The sequence below is a fragment of the Mycoplasma sp. 3398 genome, assembly GCF_053851555.1.
The window spans coordinates 215,609-234,346 of the sequence record NZ_JBSQAW010000001.1 but is presented as its reverse complement, the minus strand read 5'-3'; the positions used below and the strand labels follow the sequence as shown (position 1 = coordinate 234,346).

Sequence of the window (18,738 nt, the reverse complement as noted above, 5' to 3'; positions counted from 1 at the left end):
TCTTTTCTTCCTTTGCGTGTTTAATTTACATTATCTATACAGTAATTTATAATTAACTAAATTATAATATATAACAATTACATAAACAAATTAAAGCTAAAAAAGACACTTAATATAACACATATGACAAATTATTAAATTAAAATCCCAAAAGACACCATGTTATTGTCTATTGGGATTTTAAATAAAAAGTTATTCAATTTTAATTATTATCATCATTTTCATCATTACCAGACAAATTATCATCCAATGGAACATCATGTTTTGCAAGTTCCTTTGCTAAGTCGTTTTTATATTTATCCTCAGTTATTTTTTTAGCTCCTGAAACTTCATTAAATAAATTATTAAAATCAACTTCTGAATAATCTACTTTTAATTGTTCTTTTGTTTTGCTTAGCCCTTCTGGTAATTTCATATTTTCAGCAATATATTCAATTTCCTCAGCAACGATTGTTTCTTTAATAATAAGTGCGTCTTTAATTAACTCTAATAAATCGCGATTCTCTGAAATAATTTTATGTGCTTCGCGTTCTGCTGTAAGAATAATTTTGCGAATTTGTTCATCAATTTCTTGGCCGACCTTGTTTGAAAAGGAAGCATTTTTCATATAATCACGCCCTAAAAATGGATTTGATGTATCTTCCTCATACTTAATAGGACCTAAATCAGATAAACCTCATTCAGTAACCATTCTACGTGCAATAGATGTTGCCTTAGCAATATCATCACTAGCACCAGTTGACACATTTTCCTTTCCATAAATAATTGCCTCGGCGACACGGCCACCCATAAATGAAGTAATAATAGCAATTAACTCTGATTTTGAACGATTGTATTTTTCTTCCTCAGGCATCATTAAATTATATCCACCTGCCTGACCACGAGGGATAATGGTAATCTTTTGTACCTTATTGCCGCCTTTCATTTTAATTCCAACAACGGCATGTCCCGCTTCATGATACGCAACTGCTATATTTTCTTTTTCAGAAATTGTTCTTGATTTCTTAGCAGGACCCGACATAACTCTATCAATAGCTTCATCAATTTGTTCTAAAGTAATAAATAGAGTTCTTTCTCTAACACTCAATAATGAAGCCTCATTAATTACATTTTCGAGTTGTGCACCCGAAAATCCAGGAGTTCTTCTAGCCAATTGTGAGAAACTAATTTTAGGATCAACTCTTTTCCCTCTCGCATGTAATATTAGGATTTGTTCTCTTTCTTTAATATCAGGAAGTCCGACAGTAATAGTTCTATCAAAACGACCAGGTCTTAATAAGGCAGGATCAAGAACATCAGTTCTATTAGTTGCTGCCATAATTAAAATTCCACTATTTTCCTTAATGCCGTCCATTTCTACTAGCAATTGGTTAAGAGTTTGTTCTCTTTCATCATTTCCGCCACCAATTCCAGCGCCCCGCGATCTACCCACAGCATCCAATTCGTCGATAAATATAATTGCAGGTGCATGTTTTCTTGCTTCTTCAAACATATCTCTAACACGTTTGGCCCCAAGACCAACGAACATTTCCACAAAATTCGAAGCAGAAATAAAGAAGAAAGGCACATTAGCTTCCCCTGCTGTAGCTTTTGCAATTAAGGTTTTACCAGTTCCTGGAGGGCCTCCAAGTAAAATACCTTTAGGGATTCTGGCACCCGCAGCATCATATTTATTAGGATTTTTTAAATAATCAACTAATTCTTTAACTTCTTCCTTAACTTCCTCATTTCCGGCTATATCTGAGAATTTTTTATTTGAATATACTCTTTGTGCTAATGATTTATTACCTATACCAAAATCACCGCCCAATCCTCTTCTTGACATTGATTTTAAGCTAAATACAATAGCAATAATAATAATTCCGAAGAAGATCACATTAATTGCTGGACTTATGTATTTTTCGAAGATGCCGGCCTGTGGAATTGGCGCTGAACTAAATGAGCCAGAAATACCACCACTTGTTGAAGTTATGGCACTAAGAGCTTCATAATATGTTTTAGTATTTGTTCATGAAATTAATGAAGATGGTAATTCCCTTTCTAATAATCCACTTAAGTTAATCGTAAATGAATAAGATGAAAAGGGATAAAATTTTCGACCAAGCAAAAATTGCAATTCATTCTGGGTTCCATTAACTGTAATATTTAAAGTATCAGAATAAGTATTTTCTAATCATTGCGAAACATAAAGACCATCAGTTTGACTTTTTGCTGTTTCTCTTACGACTTTTTCTAAAAAACCTAGATTCTCGTATTTGATTGAAGCAGCACGAATTTGATCAACTGCAATTAAAACAAGAACTATAAAGGCAACAATAGCAATAAAAATCCCAACTATTCCAAATAATCCAATTTTTTTCTTTTCTTTCGGTTGTGGAGAGTTATTTTTATTTCCCATATAAAACTCCTTTCTATAGTAATTTAATATAATTTATTAGCAAAATTATAAAATAAAAATTAATTTTTACAAATTTTTAGAGACGTTTGCTTCTTATAGATAATTACTTCATCATTAATTTTAAAACCTTTAAAATTTTTTTGGGACATAATAAACTTTTTAAATGAATTTAATTTATTTAATGAAATTTTAATATCCTTAACATTAGCGTGCAAATATTCAAATAAAATTTCATTAATATAACAATGATCAAAATTTAGAATTTTATAATTGTAATTAGATTCCCTAAACTTTTTAAATTCATTATTTACAAGATTTTGTTTTTTCTCTAATTCTTTATTCAAGAATTTTAATTTTAGAAATAATTCATCTTTTTGTAAGGAAGAACATTTTTTTAGTCCAATTCTAATTTTATTTCTAGTATATATAGGCAAATTATTTGTATAATCAATAGCATATGGTATCGCAAATTGATTACAGAATGCTAAAATTTCATCTTTATATCACAAATTAATCATCGGTCTAAAAATATTCATGTTATTAATTTTATTTAATGGCATTATTCCATATTGTTTTGGGTGTCTAAAAGTTTGCTTCTGAAATAAGAATGTTTCAAGACAATCATCCTTGTGATGCGCAAGAACTAAATAATTAGCCTTATATTTATCATAAATTTTTTTATAAAATGCATATCTTTGATCACGTGCTATTTTTTGAAAATTACCAATATGATCATTTGATTTTTCTATTGAAAAAATTTCGCATACGATGTTATTTTTATAGCAAAAATCTCGAACTATTTTTTCATCTTTTCATGAGTCCTCACGCTTATTATAATTAACACAAGCAACAATAATTTTTTGATTTTTCATAAGATTGAGCAGTCACATTGAATCAGGTCCACCACTAATGCCAAGGATAAAGGTTTCATCCAATGAAACAAGGTTATTAATAAATTCATTAAAAAATTTTTGTCTTAATTCAATTAACTTATTTTCCATAAATTTTACCTGAATAGTTATTCATAACATAACGAATATCATTACTAATAAATTGAATTAAGGCATCAGATGCTGCATCAATAACTTTTTCAATTACCAATGAATCACTATAACTAAATTTTCCTAAAACAAAGTTAATAGCGTTTTCCTTTCTACCAATCCCCACTTTTAAACGTTTAAAATCTTGGGTGCCTAGATGGTTTATAATGCTCTTAATGCCATTATGGCCTCCTGAAGAGCCTGATTGTCTAATAGTAACTTTGCCAAGTTCGGTATCCATATCATCATAAACGACAATGATATCGTCGATCATTATTTCAAAATAATCGCAAATTGCTTTAATAAATTCGCCACTATTATTCATATATGTCAAGGGTTTAGCTAAAATTATTTCACTATCCTTATAAAAAATTCCATTAAACTTTTTTTCCTTTAGGGGACATTCTAATTTCTCGGCAAGTTTGTCAATAACCATAAAACCTACATTATGTCTCGTTCTCTCATACTCAACACCTGGGTTTCCCAATCCAACAATTAATTTCATAATTTCTCCTTAAATAATTAAAAATTAAAACAAAATATTTGTTATTTATGATTTTTCATTCATAGATATTGAATATTAGTAATTCTTTTGGAATCATCATCATTTGCAATACCAAATTCTAGCGCACTTTTTTCGCCTATAATAACACTATATTGCTTTGCTCTTGTTATTGCTGTATATATTAATTTTTTACTTAATAATTTTTTGGCTTCTGAGAATAAAATTACAATTACAGCCTTGCACTCACTACCTTGATATTTGTGAACACTTGTACAATAGGCTGAATAAGTATTTTCAAAGAAATAGGCTCTTGGTAAGGTAACCACTTTGTCATCACTATCAAATTCAATGGAAATGTGTGATAAAATAGGTTCCTTTTTTGTTGTTGATTTAGCATATATAAATTTCGAAATATAACCTATTTCACCGTTAAAAACTTTCAATTTAGAATCATTAACTAGGTTGATAATTTTATCATTAATTGCTAATGTCCTTTCGCGATATTTAGCGACTTCAGGTTTTTCTTTATTTCTAAAATAACTAATAAGAGCCTCATTAACTTCATCAATACCAGTTTCATAACGATATATTGGGCTAAGAATAGCTATGTCTTTTTTTGTATAGCCTTGAGCTAATAATTCTTCAATCTTTTTAATTAATTTATTTTTAAGTTCAAGGCGATTTGTTGGATAAAATTCAGAATTTTTTGATTCAAAATCCGGAAATACCCCTTCATTTATTTTTAAAGCATCTTTAACAATATCAAAGTTTCCAGATTGACGATATATATTAGTTAAAATAATAGTTTTAAAAATATTATTCTCAATAAAATCTTTAATTAAGTAGCCACTGCCGATGGCCGGCAATTGATCCTTGTCACCAACTAAGATAATTTTAGTTAATGTATATTTTGATATACCTTTTAAAAGATTATAAAATAAATCCAATGACACCATTGAAAACTCATCAATAATTAAAATACTAATATCAGAGGTTGAATCTTCATTAGTAAAAAATCTGTTACTTTCTTGATCTCAACGCAAAAAACTATGAATAGTTTGGGCCTTCATATTTTCTTGCTTTATATTAATATTAATTGTTGCTCGACCAGTCGGAGTTAAAATTGCTATATCGTTATGATCATATTTTTTAGCTAATTGGTCAATAATTTCATTAGTTATTAATGTTTTACCAGTCCCAGGATTGCCAGTAATTAATACTAAATTCTCAGTTAAAGCTGATCTAATAGCTGTGACTTGTTGTGCATCAAAAATCGATGGAATATTTAAAATATTAGGCTCTTCGTAATTTGATTTCTTTAATATATATGAAAGGCGCTTTACAACATATTCTTCTTTATAGATTGTATCGCGAGTAGTATAGTACTCACCATCAATGTATTTTAAAGAAATAAGCAATCTTTTTTCTAATAATTGGGCAACTGTCTCATCAAAATGTTTCTTAATACTATTAAAAATTTCATTATTAAAAATATTACATAGGGTTTTATAAAATTTATCTACTTTAATTCGCGTATTACCAGAATTAAAAAAATATTCTTCCACAAATGCATATAAATAAGTTGCGTTTTTTTGAACTAGCGATGTAGGATTAAATTCAATTGCAATCTTATCAATATCAGATATCTTAATATTTTCATATTCTTCAAGGTCAAAATAAAAATCGTATAAATTATCAAAATACTCATCTAAAAAACTTTTAAGGCTACTAAATTTCTTTAAAATTAACCTGCTTGTTGCCTTTGAAACATTAATCTTAAAAAGGTGTGATATATCAATTAAATATTGAAAGTTATTTTTTATTATTTCCACAAGTCTTTTTCAATCTTCCGCCGTAATACCAAATGTTTGGCCATAGAGCTTTTTATCGTCATAAATTTTTTGAAAAACATCTTCTCCTAAATCTCTTATTAATGTATTAAACTTAACATTTTTTAATTCATTAAATAGCTCTAATTTAAAAACTTGACTTAAATATTCATTTTTTTCCTCAATTAGAAGCTCAGATGTAACTTTTTTAAAAGGGATTTGGGAATCGATCAAATAACTATCATTATATTTTGAAAGGTTATTTTTAATTACGCTTATTTCATATTTTTTTTCGTGAATTTCAATTTTCAATTCGTCAAATAAATGATCATAAAAAGTTATGGTTATTGAATTATAGGAATTTAAGATTATGGGATTTTTTTTATCATTTTCTAAAACTTTAAAAGCCACAATTGCTGTACGCTGATCTCTTGATCTCCATAACACTTTTTCAAATGTTCCAGTTACTATAAAATTCTGTTTAAGCATATCTTTTTAATTGTAGCACAATCATACTTTTTTATGACCTATTTAAGGATATGCAAATTAAAGTTAATAACAACCATACTTTATTAAAAAAGTATAAAATTATTGATAGTTTAATTCAGGGAGTTTAAAATATGATTGATCTAAAATATCTTTTAAAAAATAAGGAAGAAGTAATTAAAAAACTTGCTAACAGAAATTTTGACCATTTAGCACTTGATAAAATTTATGAACTTGGTGACAAAAGAAATTCATTGATTCATAATTTAGAAGGTCTTCAGGCCAAAAGAAATAAACTAAGCGAAGAAATAGGAATCAAAAAAAGAAATAACCAAGATTATAACTTGCTAATGCTAGAAGTAAATGAAGCCAAAAAACAAATTGAATCAATCGAATCTGAAACAAATCAAATTGTCAAAGAAGTAAATAAGTTATTATTACAAATACCTAATATCCCGTATGATGACGTACCAATAGGATTAAGCGATGAGGATAATGTTTGCATTGGTGAATATGCTAACCTTGGACGTGGATTAGTTAAAAATGTCTTGCCGCATTATGAAATCGCAACTAAGCTTGATATTGTGGATTTCCAAAGAGCCGTTAAACTTTCAAAATCACGCTTTGCACTTTATAAAAACGATGGGGCTAGATTAATTAGGGCGCTTGAAAATTTCATGTTAGATACACATATAAAAAATGGATATAAAGAAATTATGCCAATGCACCTAGTTAATTCAAATATGCTTTATGGCACAGGACAACTCCCAAAATTTGGCGAAGATCTTTTTAAGGTCGAAAATAGTGACTTATGGCTGATACCAACTGCTGAAGTTCCAGTCACCAATTTGCATTACGATGAAATATTAAATCTTGAAAATCCTATCAAATATGTCGCATATACTAAATGCTTTAGATCTGAAGCTGGGAGTGGTGGTAGAGATACAAAAGGCTTAATTAGACAACACGAATTTCACAAAGTTGAACTAGTTAAATTTGTTAAACAAGAAGACGGTTTATTGGAATGACAAAAAACGGTCAATGATGCAAAAAGCATTTTAGAATTACTAGAAATACCTTTTAGAGAGCTTATATTATCAACAGGTGATACGGGATTTGGGTCAGCTAAAACAATTGACCTTGAGTTGTGAATTCCTTCTGAGCAGAGATATCGCGAAACTAGTTCAATTTCAATTTATAAGGACTTTCAAGCAATTAGAGCAAAAATTAGATATAGAACTAAAGAGGGAAAAACTAAATATGCATACACAATAAACGGTTCTGGTTTAGCCATTGATAGAGTTGTTGCTGCTATCCTAGAGAATTATCAAAATGAAGACGGTTCGATAACTGTTCCAAAAGTTTTAGTTCCATATATGAATAAAGAAATAATAAGATAAATAACGTTTAATATTTTAAACAACTAAATGTTATTAAGAAATCAAATTATAAATTCTTTATTATCCTAAAAATGGGGAAGAATAAATATGCAACCAGAGAAAAACGAAAATATTCAAAATGAAAATGTGTTATATGAGGAATCAAAAAATTTGTTAAAAAAACTTAATGAGCCGTTAAATTCCTATGAAGATTTCACTAAAATTTTCTCGATTGAGGAAATAAGTAAGAAACAACATGATGATTTTTGCAAACTATATGACGGGGAAGAAGAATATAACCAAGAATGAGGCCACACATTTTTCTGCTATTACTACTATCTTAGTAAACATAAAATTATTGACTCAATAAAAAGAGATTTCTTCCTAACAAAGTCAGAATCAGAAGAAAAATTATATAGTTTAACTACCTTAGAAATTCTTGACAAATTGCCAAATATGATTCTTTTTTTGGATAGAAAAATTCTTGCTAATAAATATATTTGACTAGACACCAAAATAGGCGAAATTCTATACTCAATGTATGGTGAAACAACATTTGGTTTTTTAGATAAATATTTTGAAACAAATGAAAGAATTACATTTAACCCTTTTTCATACATCATAAATCAAGAAATTTCTAAGCAACTAAAAAAGTTGAGAAATACATATAAACTCGACAAAAAAATATGATCTAAATAAATAGATTAAAATTGTTTAAATTAAAACCGCATGCCTAACGTTGCGGTTTTTTTATTAATAAAAATAACTTTTAGAACTCATGTGAAGTAATATTTAAACTATCCACAACAATAAATTTATCACCTTTTTTAGCACCATATTCCTCTAAAACTTGACGCCCGGCATCGTGATTATATTTTATTAAAGATCTTACAGCTTCTGAATGTTTTTCACAAAATACGCCTGCAGTTACTCCATAACTCCATACAAGTTTGTCGTCACTTACAACACCAATAATATGAGCATTAGGACGATACTTAGCTACCTCTTTTAATAATTTACCACTATGTGATAAAACAATAGCAAACTTATAATCGCCAGGTTGCAATATTGATGCTACTTCATAAGCAATTAGCATTCTTGAATTTTGATCATTAGCAACCTTTTGAATTTGTTTCTCATAGAATAATTCAGTAAAATATTCTTTTTCAGCTCTCTTCGCTATTTTGGCCATTGTTTTAACAGCTTCAACTGGATATTTTCCAGATGCGGATTCACCAGAAAGCATAGTTGCATCAGCACCTAATTCAACAGCGTAATAAACATCAGTAACTTCTGCTCTTGTTGGCAAAGGATTATTTTCCATTGAGTCAAGCATTTGGGTTGCAACGATAACATTCTTTCCTTGAATTCTTGCTGCACGAATAATTTTCTTTTCTCAATATGGAACGTCATAATAAGGTATTTCTAAACCTAAATCACCTCTAGCAATCATAATTCCATCAGATGCCCTAATTATTTCGTCAATATTGTTAATTGCCATTTGAGACTCAATTTTTGAAATTATTTGAATATGTTGTCCGTTATGCTCGTCAAGAATTTTTCTTATTTGATTAACCTGCGCTGCATTATTAACAAATGATGCTGCTATATAGTCAACTTTATATTGAGTTCCTCAAATAATATCATTAATATCTTTTTCTGATAAAAATGGTAGAGAGAAATTAACGCCCGGAATATTAACTCTTTTATTTGTTTTTAATTTATGAGAATTTATAGTTTCAACAATAACTTCATTAGGTTTTACTTCTTTAACAATAGTTACCAATTTACCATCATCAATCAATACCTTATTACCTTCATTAACATCTAGGTCCATACGATACGAAACGGTAATAGTATTCTCATCTCCAATTAAATTTTCATATGATTTTTTATCTGTTCTAATAGTTAATTTATGTTTAGCAGGAATTAAGCAAACGCCATCTTGCATCTTACCAATTCTGATTTCTGGCCCCTTTGTATCCAACATCAATGAAATTGGTCTATCTATTTCTTTTGATATTTGTCTAGCAATGTCAAACTTTCTTTTATGATCGTCAATTGTACCATGTGAAAAATTTGCTCTAATGGTTGTGACACCAGCTTCAATTAAAGCTTTCATTGTTTCATAACTTTCACTTGAAGGTCCGACTGTAGCGACTATCTTAGTTCTTAGTTCATTAAATTTCATGTTATGCCTTTCGAAATTTTTTATATAATAAAATTTTACTCTTTATTTAAAACTTGTTTTTTTAAATAATGATAAAAATACCAAAATTACTTTCCTTTAAAGATTTTAAAATTTTACATTAGTTAAGATTTGACTGCAATAATAAATTAGCAAGATAAAAAATTATTTTTCTACTAATTTTAAGGGACAAAATATACAAGGTAGATAAAAATCTACACAAAGATGAGGGGCAAACAAATAAGATTCAATTATTAACTTTTTAAAACACCAAAAACTTATATGCTAAAATCAATTTTGTTTCTATATCTAAAGAATCTTTCTTTGCCAAGAACATATTTTTACAATAAAAATTGCACTAAAAAAACAATATATTTTAATTTTATAAATACAACTATAGTTTAAAAAAATATTTAAAAAAGCGAAATTTAAAAAATTAGTAATAACATATTAGGTTCTTTTTTACTTTATATTATTTAAAAATTAAAATAAATAAATCTATCTTTAAGAAGAATCAAAAAATTTTTTGCACTATAAATAATAACGTCTATCATTTGATCTTAGTAGTTTCATTGATGATGTAGTATTCTTTAAAAGTTTATTTACTACCTAAAAATCAAAAATGTATGAGGATTTATAGTCTTGGTGCCTTTGATAATGCAATTAAAAATAAGCATTCAACACGGTTAATTGCAAAATAAAAATCGTTTTTATATGACATAGTTCAATGTAAAGAAGCGATTTAATTGTCAAAATTCCCCTTTATTAATTTTTTGTAATCATAATTTTTAAAAACTCATCTAAACTTTAAAAACTAATTATCATTATATAGTTTATGAAGCGTTGCGTTGTTTTCCTTTTAAAAGATGACTATTTGTAATTTCTTAATATCATAATATTAAATTGTTATAAAATTATTTAAGAATTAAAATAAATTTATATTTTAGGAAAAATTTATGGAAATTGGTTTTGATAATAACAAATATATTAATCTTCAATCTGATGAAATTAGGAAAAGAATTGATAAGTTTGGCAATAAATTATATGTTGAATTTGGTGGAAAACTATTCAATGACTTTCATGCCACAAGAGTTTTGCCAGGATTCAAACATGATGCAAAATTACAAATGCTGTTAAAACTTAAAGACGAAGTTGAAATAATGTTAGTAATTGCTGCCCAGGATATAAAAAACAGAAAAATAAGGTCTGACATTAATATTACATATGAAGAGGATATTTTTAGAATTATTAATAAATTTAAAAAATATGACCTTGATGTTAAAAATGTTGTAATAACACAATATGAAGATTCTATTCAAATCAAGTCCTTTATTCATAGGCTAACTAAACGAAGGATTAATGTTGTTAAGCAATATCATATAAAAAACTATCCCCACGACATTGAACATATTGTATCTGAAAGCGGTTTTGGCAAAAATGATTACGCTATTACTAAAAAAAGAATCATTGTCGTAACGGCGCCAGGACCAGGATCTGGAAAATTAAGTGCAATACTTTCACAACTATATCACGACAATAAGAATAATATAAAATCTGGCTATGCTAAGTTTGAAACTTTTCCCATTTGAAATCTACAAGTAAATCATCCTACCAACCTAGCATATGAAGCAGCTACAGTAGATTTAAATGATATAAATATGGTCGACTCATTTCATTGGAACGCATATAAAATCAAAGCAACAAATTACAATCGAGATCTTGAAGCATTTCCAATATTAAATAATTTATTAACAAAAATATACAATACATCACTGTACAAATCGCCAACAGATATGGGTGTTAATATGGCAGGATTTTGTATTACCAACGATCAAGCAGTTACCATAGCCTCTCAAAAAGAAATAGTATGTAGGTATTATCAAACCAAAGTAAATTACCAACAAGATAAATGTCCAAAAGTCTATCTAAATAGATTAAATAAAATAATTAAAAATAACAATATTGACCCTAATATTATAGGATCAATAAAATTTGCAAATGAATACACCAACAAAAATAATTTAGTTTGCTCAGCTATTGAAATAAATTCTGGTCATGTTTTGTTAGGGAAAGAATCTAAGTTATTAAATTCTAATAGTGCTGTAGTTCTAAATGCCTTAAAGTACTTTGCAAAAATTGATTCAACAATTGACGTTCTAAATCCTGATGTCATAGAATTAGTTAAGGATTTAAAACAAAACTTACATTACAATCATCTATCACTTGATGTTAAAGAAACGCTTATGGCCCTTTCAATTAGTGCGCTAACATCTAAAATAGCTAAAAAAGCATATGATCAAATTAATAAACTTGCTGGTTTATATTTACATAGGACCACAATATCAAGCGAATCTGATAAAGAAATTTTAAAAAGTATGGATATATATTTAACCGAACAAGTTGAGGTAATAAAACATTAAGGAGAAATTATGAAATTTAATCGTATATTTTTTATTGTAACAGATGGTTTAGGAATTGGACCTGAGCCTCGTCAAGAAGAATTTGGTGACAAAGGTGCAAATAGCTTATTGCATGCCTCTGAAGCCTTACCACTAGAAATTCCAACATGAAAATCATTAGGTGTTACCGAAGTAGCCAAAATTGCAGGACATAATCAAAAAGTAAAAAAACCGCTTGCATATGTTGCAAAAATACATGAGATATCAAATGGTAAAGATACTCTAACCGGGCACTGAGAAATGATGGGAATTTATACAGAAGTTCCAAACCCTCAATTTACTCAAAAAGGCTTCCCTGATGATTTGGTAGCTGAACTATCAAAAGCATTTGATGGAAGAAAAATTATTGGTAATAGAAACGCTTCTGGTACAGTTATTTTAGCTGAACTTGGTCATCAACATATGGAAAAAGGAGATATGATTATTTATACTTCTCCTGACTCGACTTTGCAAATTATTGGTGATGAAAAAACATTAGGTGTTGAAAAACTTACCGAATATGCAAAAAGAGCAAGAAAAATTTGTTCCTCAAAACCAGAATGGAATGTAGCAAGAGTTATATCGAGACCCTTCGTTTATGAAAACGGAAAATTTACAAGAACATTCAACAGACACGACTTTGCAAACAAACCAACAGGGCACATTATTCTTGAGGACTTACAAAAAAAAGGTATTGAGGTTATTGCAATCGGAAAAATTAACGACATTTTTAGTGGTGTTGGTATTGATAAAGTGTACGGCCCTGCTTCTGATGATGAAAATATGGACATTGCTATCAATATCGCTGCATCTTCATCAAAGAATCAATTTATATTTGTGAACTTAGTCCAATTTGATAGCCACTATGGGCACCGAGAAGATCCGATTGGATATAGTCAAAATGTTTCAAGATTAGATATTAAACTAGCAAAACTAATTAATGCTATGAAAAAAGATGACTTATTAATTATGACTTCTGATCATGGTAATGACCCAACCTTTGGACCAGACCATACTAGAGAAGCTCTACCTTTAACAGTTTATTCAAAATCATTCATGCATCCGAAAGTTTTGGGGTCGCTAAGAGGATTAGGAACAGCTGGTAATATTGTTGCTAGAAACTTTGATATTCCTACTGTAGCAACCGGCGATGATATTTTTGATGATTTAATATAACAGCCTATCTGGCTGTTTTTATTTATAAATAAAAATACAAAAACAAAAAAAACTATAAAATTATAAATTGTGAAAAAACTAGAAAAAATTACAACTCAAAAAGAGAATTTTGCAAAGTGGTATACCGATGTCATACAAAATGGCGACTTAATGGCTTATGGCTCTTCGAAAGGTTCGATTATATTCAAACCATTATCATTTGGAATTTGAGATAATATTCGCCTTATCCTTGACAAAAAATTTAAGACCTTGGGTGTTCAAAATGTCAATCTGCCTCTTTTGATTCCAGAAAGTTTATTAGCAAAGGAAAAAAATCATATTGCAGGTTTCAATCCAGAATTAGCAACAATCACTGAAGTTGGTGGAAAGAAACTTAATGAAAAATTCTATATAAGACCAACAAGTGAGGTTTTATTCGGCGATTTCTTTAAAAACGAGGTTGAATCATACAATGATTTACCTTTAATTTATAATCAATGAGTCAATGTCCTTAGATGGGAAAAAACAACAAATCCTTTTTTGAGAACAAGAGAATTTTTATGACAGGAAGGTCATACACTACACTCTAATTCACAAGAAGCACAGGAACTAACTAAGAAAATGTTAGATGTATACACCAACTTTATTGAAGAATATCTAGCAATACCTGTTGTTAAGGGACAAAAAACCGAACATGAAAAATTTGCCGGCGCCAATTACACTTTTACTGTTGAAGCAATGATGAAGGATGGTAAAGCATTACAAGCTGGAACAAGTCATTATTTGGGCCAAAATTTCACAAAAGCATTTGATATCACATTCAAAAATAAGGAAAACAAACTCGAAAATGCTTATGGAACATCATGAGGTGTTTCGACAAGATTGCTAGGCGCGTTAATAATGACTCATGGCGATGATAGAGGGATTATTATTCCACCTAAAATTGCTCAAATAAAAGTCGACATTCTTGAATTATTTGCCTCGAAAGATCCAAGAGTGGCACGTGTTGCTGAACAAATTCATGAAAAACTAAATGAATTAAATATAGAATCAAAAATAGATAAAACTAATAAAAGTGCAGGGTATAAGGCTGCCAATTCCGAAATTCATGGTACACCTTTAAGAATTGAAATAGGTCCTCGAGATCTAAACGAAAATAAGGTTACACTTGTCAGAAGAGATACACTCGAAAAGATTAGTGTCTTTATTGATGAGGCAACAAATAAAACTCAAATGTTATTGGTTGATATACAAAATAACCTATTAAGTGAAGCAAAAAAGAGATTAACTAACAATATAAGAGTAGCCTCAAACTATACAGAATTCAAGAAACTGATTGAAGATGGGTATTGAGTTATAACTAAATTTAATGGCAACGGCGATGATGAAGATAAAATCAAGGAAGAAACCGGAGCTTCAACACGTTGCATACCTTTTAATGTCAATATATTGCCAGAGTATGAAAATTGTTTCTATACAAACAAAAAAACTGATAAAGTTGTTATTTTTGCTAGAGCATACTAAATGAACGGAGATTAAATATGTACAAGAAATTACTACAAAACGAATTAAACGACGATCACTTGACAGGCAAAGCGATTTTGGCTTTTAGAGCAGTTTGATGTCCACCATGCCAAATGATAGGCCCAGAAATCCAACGTTTAGGCACAGAAAATGAAGGAATTAATGTTTTTGACTTTGATATTGATCAAAATCGTGATTTTGCACGTGAAATGAACGTATCAAGCATACCTTCATTGTTCTTCTATGTTGATGGAAAATTAATTAATACTTCACAAGGATATATGCCTGCTGAAGAATTAATTAAAAAATTTAACAACTAAATAAAATATGATTAATTTTAAACCAAAAGCCTATTTTACAGACTTAGATGGTACATTATTAGATTTACCTAAAACAAAAGAAGGACTAAGTAAAGAAAATTTTGAAATAGTTAAAAGCAAAAACGACTCGGGAATACCTTTCATCATTGCCACTGGACGTTACGCATCAGATTTTGTTCTTAATTTAGCTAAACAAACAAATTCGCCATATGTAATATGTCAAAATGGTGGTTTGATTGTTGATTCAAATGGTGAAACCATATTAAAAAACGAAATTCAAAAAGACACTGTAATGTCTATTGTTGAAATTCTAAAAGAAAAAAAATTATTTTTCATTTTCAATAGTGGTAACACAATCTACGGTACATCCTCTAAACTAAAGTTATTCAGACCTTGAATTAAAAATTTAATTCAAAAAACTTATGATGATATTCCTCATATTACTAATGCCACAAAAATCATTACCTTTGGCGGAAGCAGAAAATATATAAGAATGTTAGCAGAAGAATTGGCCAAGAAATTCAGAAACCTTTCACTTCATATTGTTTCAAAGGGTTATGCGATTGAAATTAATGACATAAACGCAGGAAAAGGAAAAGCAATAGATTATGTCTGCAGACTTCTTGATATTAATCCAATTGAAACTGTACATTTTGGAGACTCAGGTAATGACACTTCAACAATCCCTTATGTAGGGGCATTTATCGCTATGAATAATGCGTTAAAAAACATTAAAATTCAAGCCAAATGAGTAGCTGGCTCTTATAAAAAATCTGGGGTTGCTAAGGCTGTAAAAAAGATCGAAGGTAATAATAACTAATTTTATATTTATTAATAAAATCAAAAATAAGGCACAACTTTTTTTAATGGGTTGTACCTTATTTTTTTGATTGTTTCTAGCAAACTAATACAATGGTGATATTAAATCCCATAAATTTAAGCAATATTTTTAATAAAATCCTCAAAATCTAAATTGTAATGATTTGTTAAATCTAGAATTTTATCTTCAAAATAAATTTCAAGGCTGTTTTGTGATTCAAGAAGGGTTTTATCTGTATCGATATCTTTTATAAATGTTTGAAGATAATAATTTGTTATTTCTTTTGTTTTAGTTTCAATATTTAAATCCTTAAATGCATTAGCCAAATCATTTTTAAAATTATTCACTAATTCATCAATTTTTCCAAGCAAATCAATTCTAGTTTTTACGGTTTGATAATTAGCATCAGTCGAAAGGAATTTATCTAATAAAATATTAACAACATCATAATGTGAATTTTTTTCGATTGGATATAATAAAAACTTTTCATAATATTCTTTACCAAGGCTACCGTTTTGAACCTTGTCATTATAAACGTCTATTAATTTATTGGCAGATAATAAAAAGTCAATCAATTGTTTGTTAAATATTTCCCTTTTTTGCCATCACAAATCATGTAAATCATAAAATTTTTGCAATTTAGGCATATCAATATTTAAATTATCATCATATAAACCATATCTTTGTATTCTTAACTCTAGTTGTAAATCTGAAAACGCTTTTTCTAGTTCAGAAAAAAACATTGTTTGAGATGTATAAGGTTTTTGATATTTTTCTTCGATATTTTTTTGGGAAGTTAAAGGATCAGTAAAGTCATTAATAGAATTGCTTCTATTAAAATGGGTATATAAAAGTGTTAAAAATCTTTTTAATAAAGGTGTATCAAGATTTTTGACTAATTGTCTATTAATAATAAATTTTTCATAATTTCAATAAAGCCCTTTGTCGTTATAATCCTTTTCTAGAACTTTTTTTAATTTATCATTAAAAACAAAAACGTTTTTAAGTTCGTTAGGATAAAGTGGGGATGGGTCATATGGATTATAATAATGCTGGCTGATTTGTTGTCTGACACTTTGCTCATATCTTTCTATAAATGCTTCGGTATTATAATAATGTCTCAATCCCGCTTTTTTAGCTTCTTCAACATCTTTTAGATAAATTGGCAGTATTTTATTCTTAAAAATATTATTTAAGTATTCTGCCTTATAATAGCCGTCTGAGATTTTGAATTTTTCATCATTAAATTCTGAATTATCATTAAGAAACTTGCTAAATCTATAGTCACTTTGGTAGTAATCTTTATATTTTTCTTTAAAGTAATTATATTGTTCATTAAGTTCCTTAACATCGTAATTAAGAGCAAAAAATTTTAAGGTTGGTTTATCCTCGCCTTTGTACTTATATTTTAGTAGAATGTATAATTCAGCACTAGGATCGTTAATAATATATTTTTCGTCTTTTAATTGTTTAATGAAATTTTTATCAACAACCTTGATCTCGTTATATTCTAACTCATCCTTATTTGTTATTTTTAAAACCTTAGTATTATCATTTAAATCTTTAAATAATTCTGGTTGAAATGGAACTTCTTCTTTTAAAACCACACTATTTTGTCTATCCATTGAAGGTTTAGTTTCTTTCGCTGGTAGCACAGTTTCTTTCTTCATTTGATAGGATTGACCTATCCTAATTCCGCCTAGCAAAGCGCCAACAACAACGCCCGTTCCAAAAATAAGCGGAAGTGCAATAGCTAATGCTTTCCTTTTTCTATTTTTTCTTTCTTCTTGCGAAACATTTCCATCTTGCATATATATTCTCCTTTTCATTTTATTAGCAACTTATATTAATATTTGATATTCGAAAATAAAATAACGCTTATTTTTTAAACGAATCTACAAACTTATTCTTTTATTTACTAATGGATTTTTCTATCTAGTTTTTACCGATAGATATGCGAAAATTTTAAATTATTTTTTATGCTTTTTGAAAAAAAAAAAAAATAGCGAAAATATAAAAAATAAAATTTTTAAACCTTAAAACTATGCTTTTAAACTCTTTTTTAAAATTTAATTCTTGTTTATGGCATTTTTATAATTTTTCTCTTGTGTAAAATTCTTTTAAATTTTTAAAAAATTCGATTTTTTTCATAATTAATTCCTTTTAATAACAAAAATCTAGACATTAATTTGTCTAGATTTTTAAACTGTATACATCAATAAAGGTTTATTTTTTATAAAAAAATTAATATCAAAGTTATTGCAAAAACATTTTTACTAAAAAAACTATTTAAAGCAGCAAAAATTATAATGTCTTATTTTAAAAATCCACATTCATACTACACATCATTATTTTCTTCTACATTTTTTGCACTAGCATTTTTTTATACCAATAGTAATGTTCTATCGCAAATAAAAGAATCCTGGCAATTGCAAAAAGTGGTAATATAAATAAAGGTAGCATAAAAGCGTCTCATTAGGTGCTCACAACCCAAATATAATATTTTTCCATTAAAACAATTGTTTATGCCATTTTTTAAAATTATTTTAAGCAATAACAAATTCTTTTTATTTTGCTCAATATTTATCATTAACCCCCACTAATATATTGATTATCTATAAAGATAAATCAATGATAAGGCTAAAAACTTCTTGAT

The 18,738-nt window shown here is 28.3% G+C and carries 13 protein-coding genes; 7 read left to right on the top strand and 6 right to left on the bottom strand.

Annotated features, from left to right (window positions below; genetic code table 4):
• Positions 1 to 202: 202 nt before the first annotated feature.
• The 4 genes from ftsH to ACWXVK_RS00810 are packed head-to-tail and all read right to left on the bottom strand — an operon-like array spanning position 203 to position 6,261.
• Complete coding sequence (ftsH, locus tag ACWXVK_RS00825) at positions 203 to 2,398, bottom strand: ATP-dependent zinc metalloprotease FtsH (protein WP_444704943.1); 2,196 nt, start codon at positions 2,396 to 2,398, stop codon at positions 203 to 205.
• A gap of 59 nt (positions 2,399 to 2,457) precedes the next feature.
• The gene (gene tilS, locus ACWXVK_RS00820; RefSeq protein WP_456016929.1) at positions 2,458 to 3,399 is read right to left on the bottom strand and encodes a tRNA lysidine(34) synthetase TilS; all 942 of its coding nucleotides are present in this window, start codon (positions 3,397 to 3,399) and stop codon (positions 2,458 to 2,460) included.
• Positions 3,389 to 3,943, bottom strand: a complete 555-nt coding sequence (pth, locus tag ACWXVK_RS00815; protein WP_444704941.1) for an aminoacyl-tRNA hydrolase — start codon at positions 3,941 to 3,943, stop codon at positions 3,389 to 3,391. Before pth ends, tilS begins: the two co-directional genes overlap by 11 nt.
• 41 nt (positions 3,944 to 3,984) lie before the next feature.
• Positions 3,985 to 6,261: an ATP-dependent DNA helicase gene (locus tag ACWXVK_RS00810; protein WP_456012511.1), complete on the bottom strand. Its 2,277-nt coding sequence runs from the start codon at positions 6,259 to 6,261 to the stop codon at positions 3,985 to 3,987.
• 131 nt (positions 6,262 to 6,392) lie between these two features.
• On the opposite strand from ACWXVK_RS00810, the gene serS reads away from it, so the two are divergent.
• A complete protein-coding gene (serS, locus tag ACWXVK_RS00805) occupies positions 6,393 to 7,658 on the top strand; it encodes a serine--tRNA ligase (protein ID WP_456016927.1) in 1,266 nt (421 codons plus the stop codon).
• Positions 7,659 to 7,745: 87 nt separating this feature from the next.
• Positions 7,746 to 8,336 carry a hypothetical protein gene (locus tag ACWXVK_RS00800; RefSeq protein WP_438340535.1) on the top strand — a complete coding sequence of 197 codons (591 nt, stop codon included), beginning with the start codon at positions 7,746 to 7,748 and terminating at the stop codon, positions 8,334 to 8,336.
• A 70-nt stretch (positions 8,337 to 8,406) separates the two neighbouring features.
• Here the strand turns inward: ACWXVK_RS00800 and pyk are convergent, their stop codons facing one another.
• Positions 8,407 to 9,828 carry a pyruvate kinase gene (gene pyk, locus ACWXVK_RS00795; RefSeq protein ID WP_438340534.1) on the bottom strand — a complete coding sequence of 474 codons (1,422 nt, stop codon included), beginning with the start codon at positions 9,826 to 9,828 and terminating at the stop codon, positions 8,407 to 8,409.
• 953 nt (positions 9,829 to 10,781) lie between these two features.
• Between pyk and ACWXVK_RS00790 the strand changes: the two genes are divergently transcribed.
• The 5 genes from ACWXVK_RS00790 (at position 10,782) to ACWXVK_RS00770 (ending at position 16,082) form a co-directional block, all read left to right on the top strand.
• The gene (locus tag ACWXVK_RS00790) at positions 10,782 to 12,245 is read left to right on the top strand and encodes a DUF1846 domain-containing protein (RefSeq protein ID WP_456016926.1); all 1,464 of its coding nucleotides are present in this window, start codon (positions 10,782 to 10,784) and stop codon (positions 12,243 to 12,245) included.
• A gap of 9 nt (positions 12,246 to 12,254) precedes the next feature.
• Complete coding sequence (locus ACWXVK_RS00785; protein WP_444704936.1) at positions 12,255 to 13,439, top strand: phosphopentomutase; 1,185 nt, start codon at positions 12,255 to 12,257, stop codon at positions 13,437 to 13,439.
• Between the two features lie 69 nt (positions 13,440 to 13,508).
• Positions 13,509 to 14,942 carry a proline--tRNA ligase gene (proS, locus tag ACWXVK_RS00780; RefSeq protein ID WP_456016925.1) on the top strand — a complete coding sequence of 478 codons (1,434 nt, stop codon included), beginning with the start codon at positions 13,509 to 13,511 and terminating at the stop codon, positions 14,940 to 14,942.
• A 17-nt stretch (positions 14,943 to 14,959) separates the two neighbouring features.
• Entirely contained in the window at positions 14,960 to 15,262 is a 303-nt protein-coding gene (locus ACWXVK_RS00775; protein WP_438340530.1) for a thioredoxin domain-containing protein, read from the top strand.
• A 7-nt stretch (positions 15,263 to 15,269) separates the two neighbouring features.
• The gene (locus ACWXVK_RS00770) at positions 15,270 to 16,082 is read left to right on the top strand and encodes an HAD family hydrolase (protein WP_444704933.1); all 813 of its coding nucleotides are present in this window, start codon (positions 15,270 to 15,272) and stop codon (positions 16,080 to 16,082) included.
• A gap of 116 nt (positions 16,083 to 16,198) precedes the next feature.
• Here ACWXVK_RS00770 and ACWXVK_RS00765 read toward each other — a convergent pair whose 3' ends face one another.
• Positions 16,199 to 17,893 (bottom strand): hypothetical protein, encoded by a 1,695-nt coding sequence (locus ACWXVK_RS00765; protein ID WP_456016924.1) that lies wholly within the window; start codon positions 17,891 to 17,893, stop codon positions 16,199 to 16,201.
• Between the last annotated feature and the right edge of the window lie 845 nt (positions 17,894 to 18,738).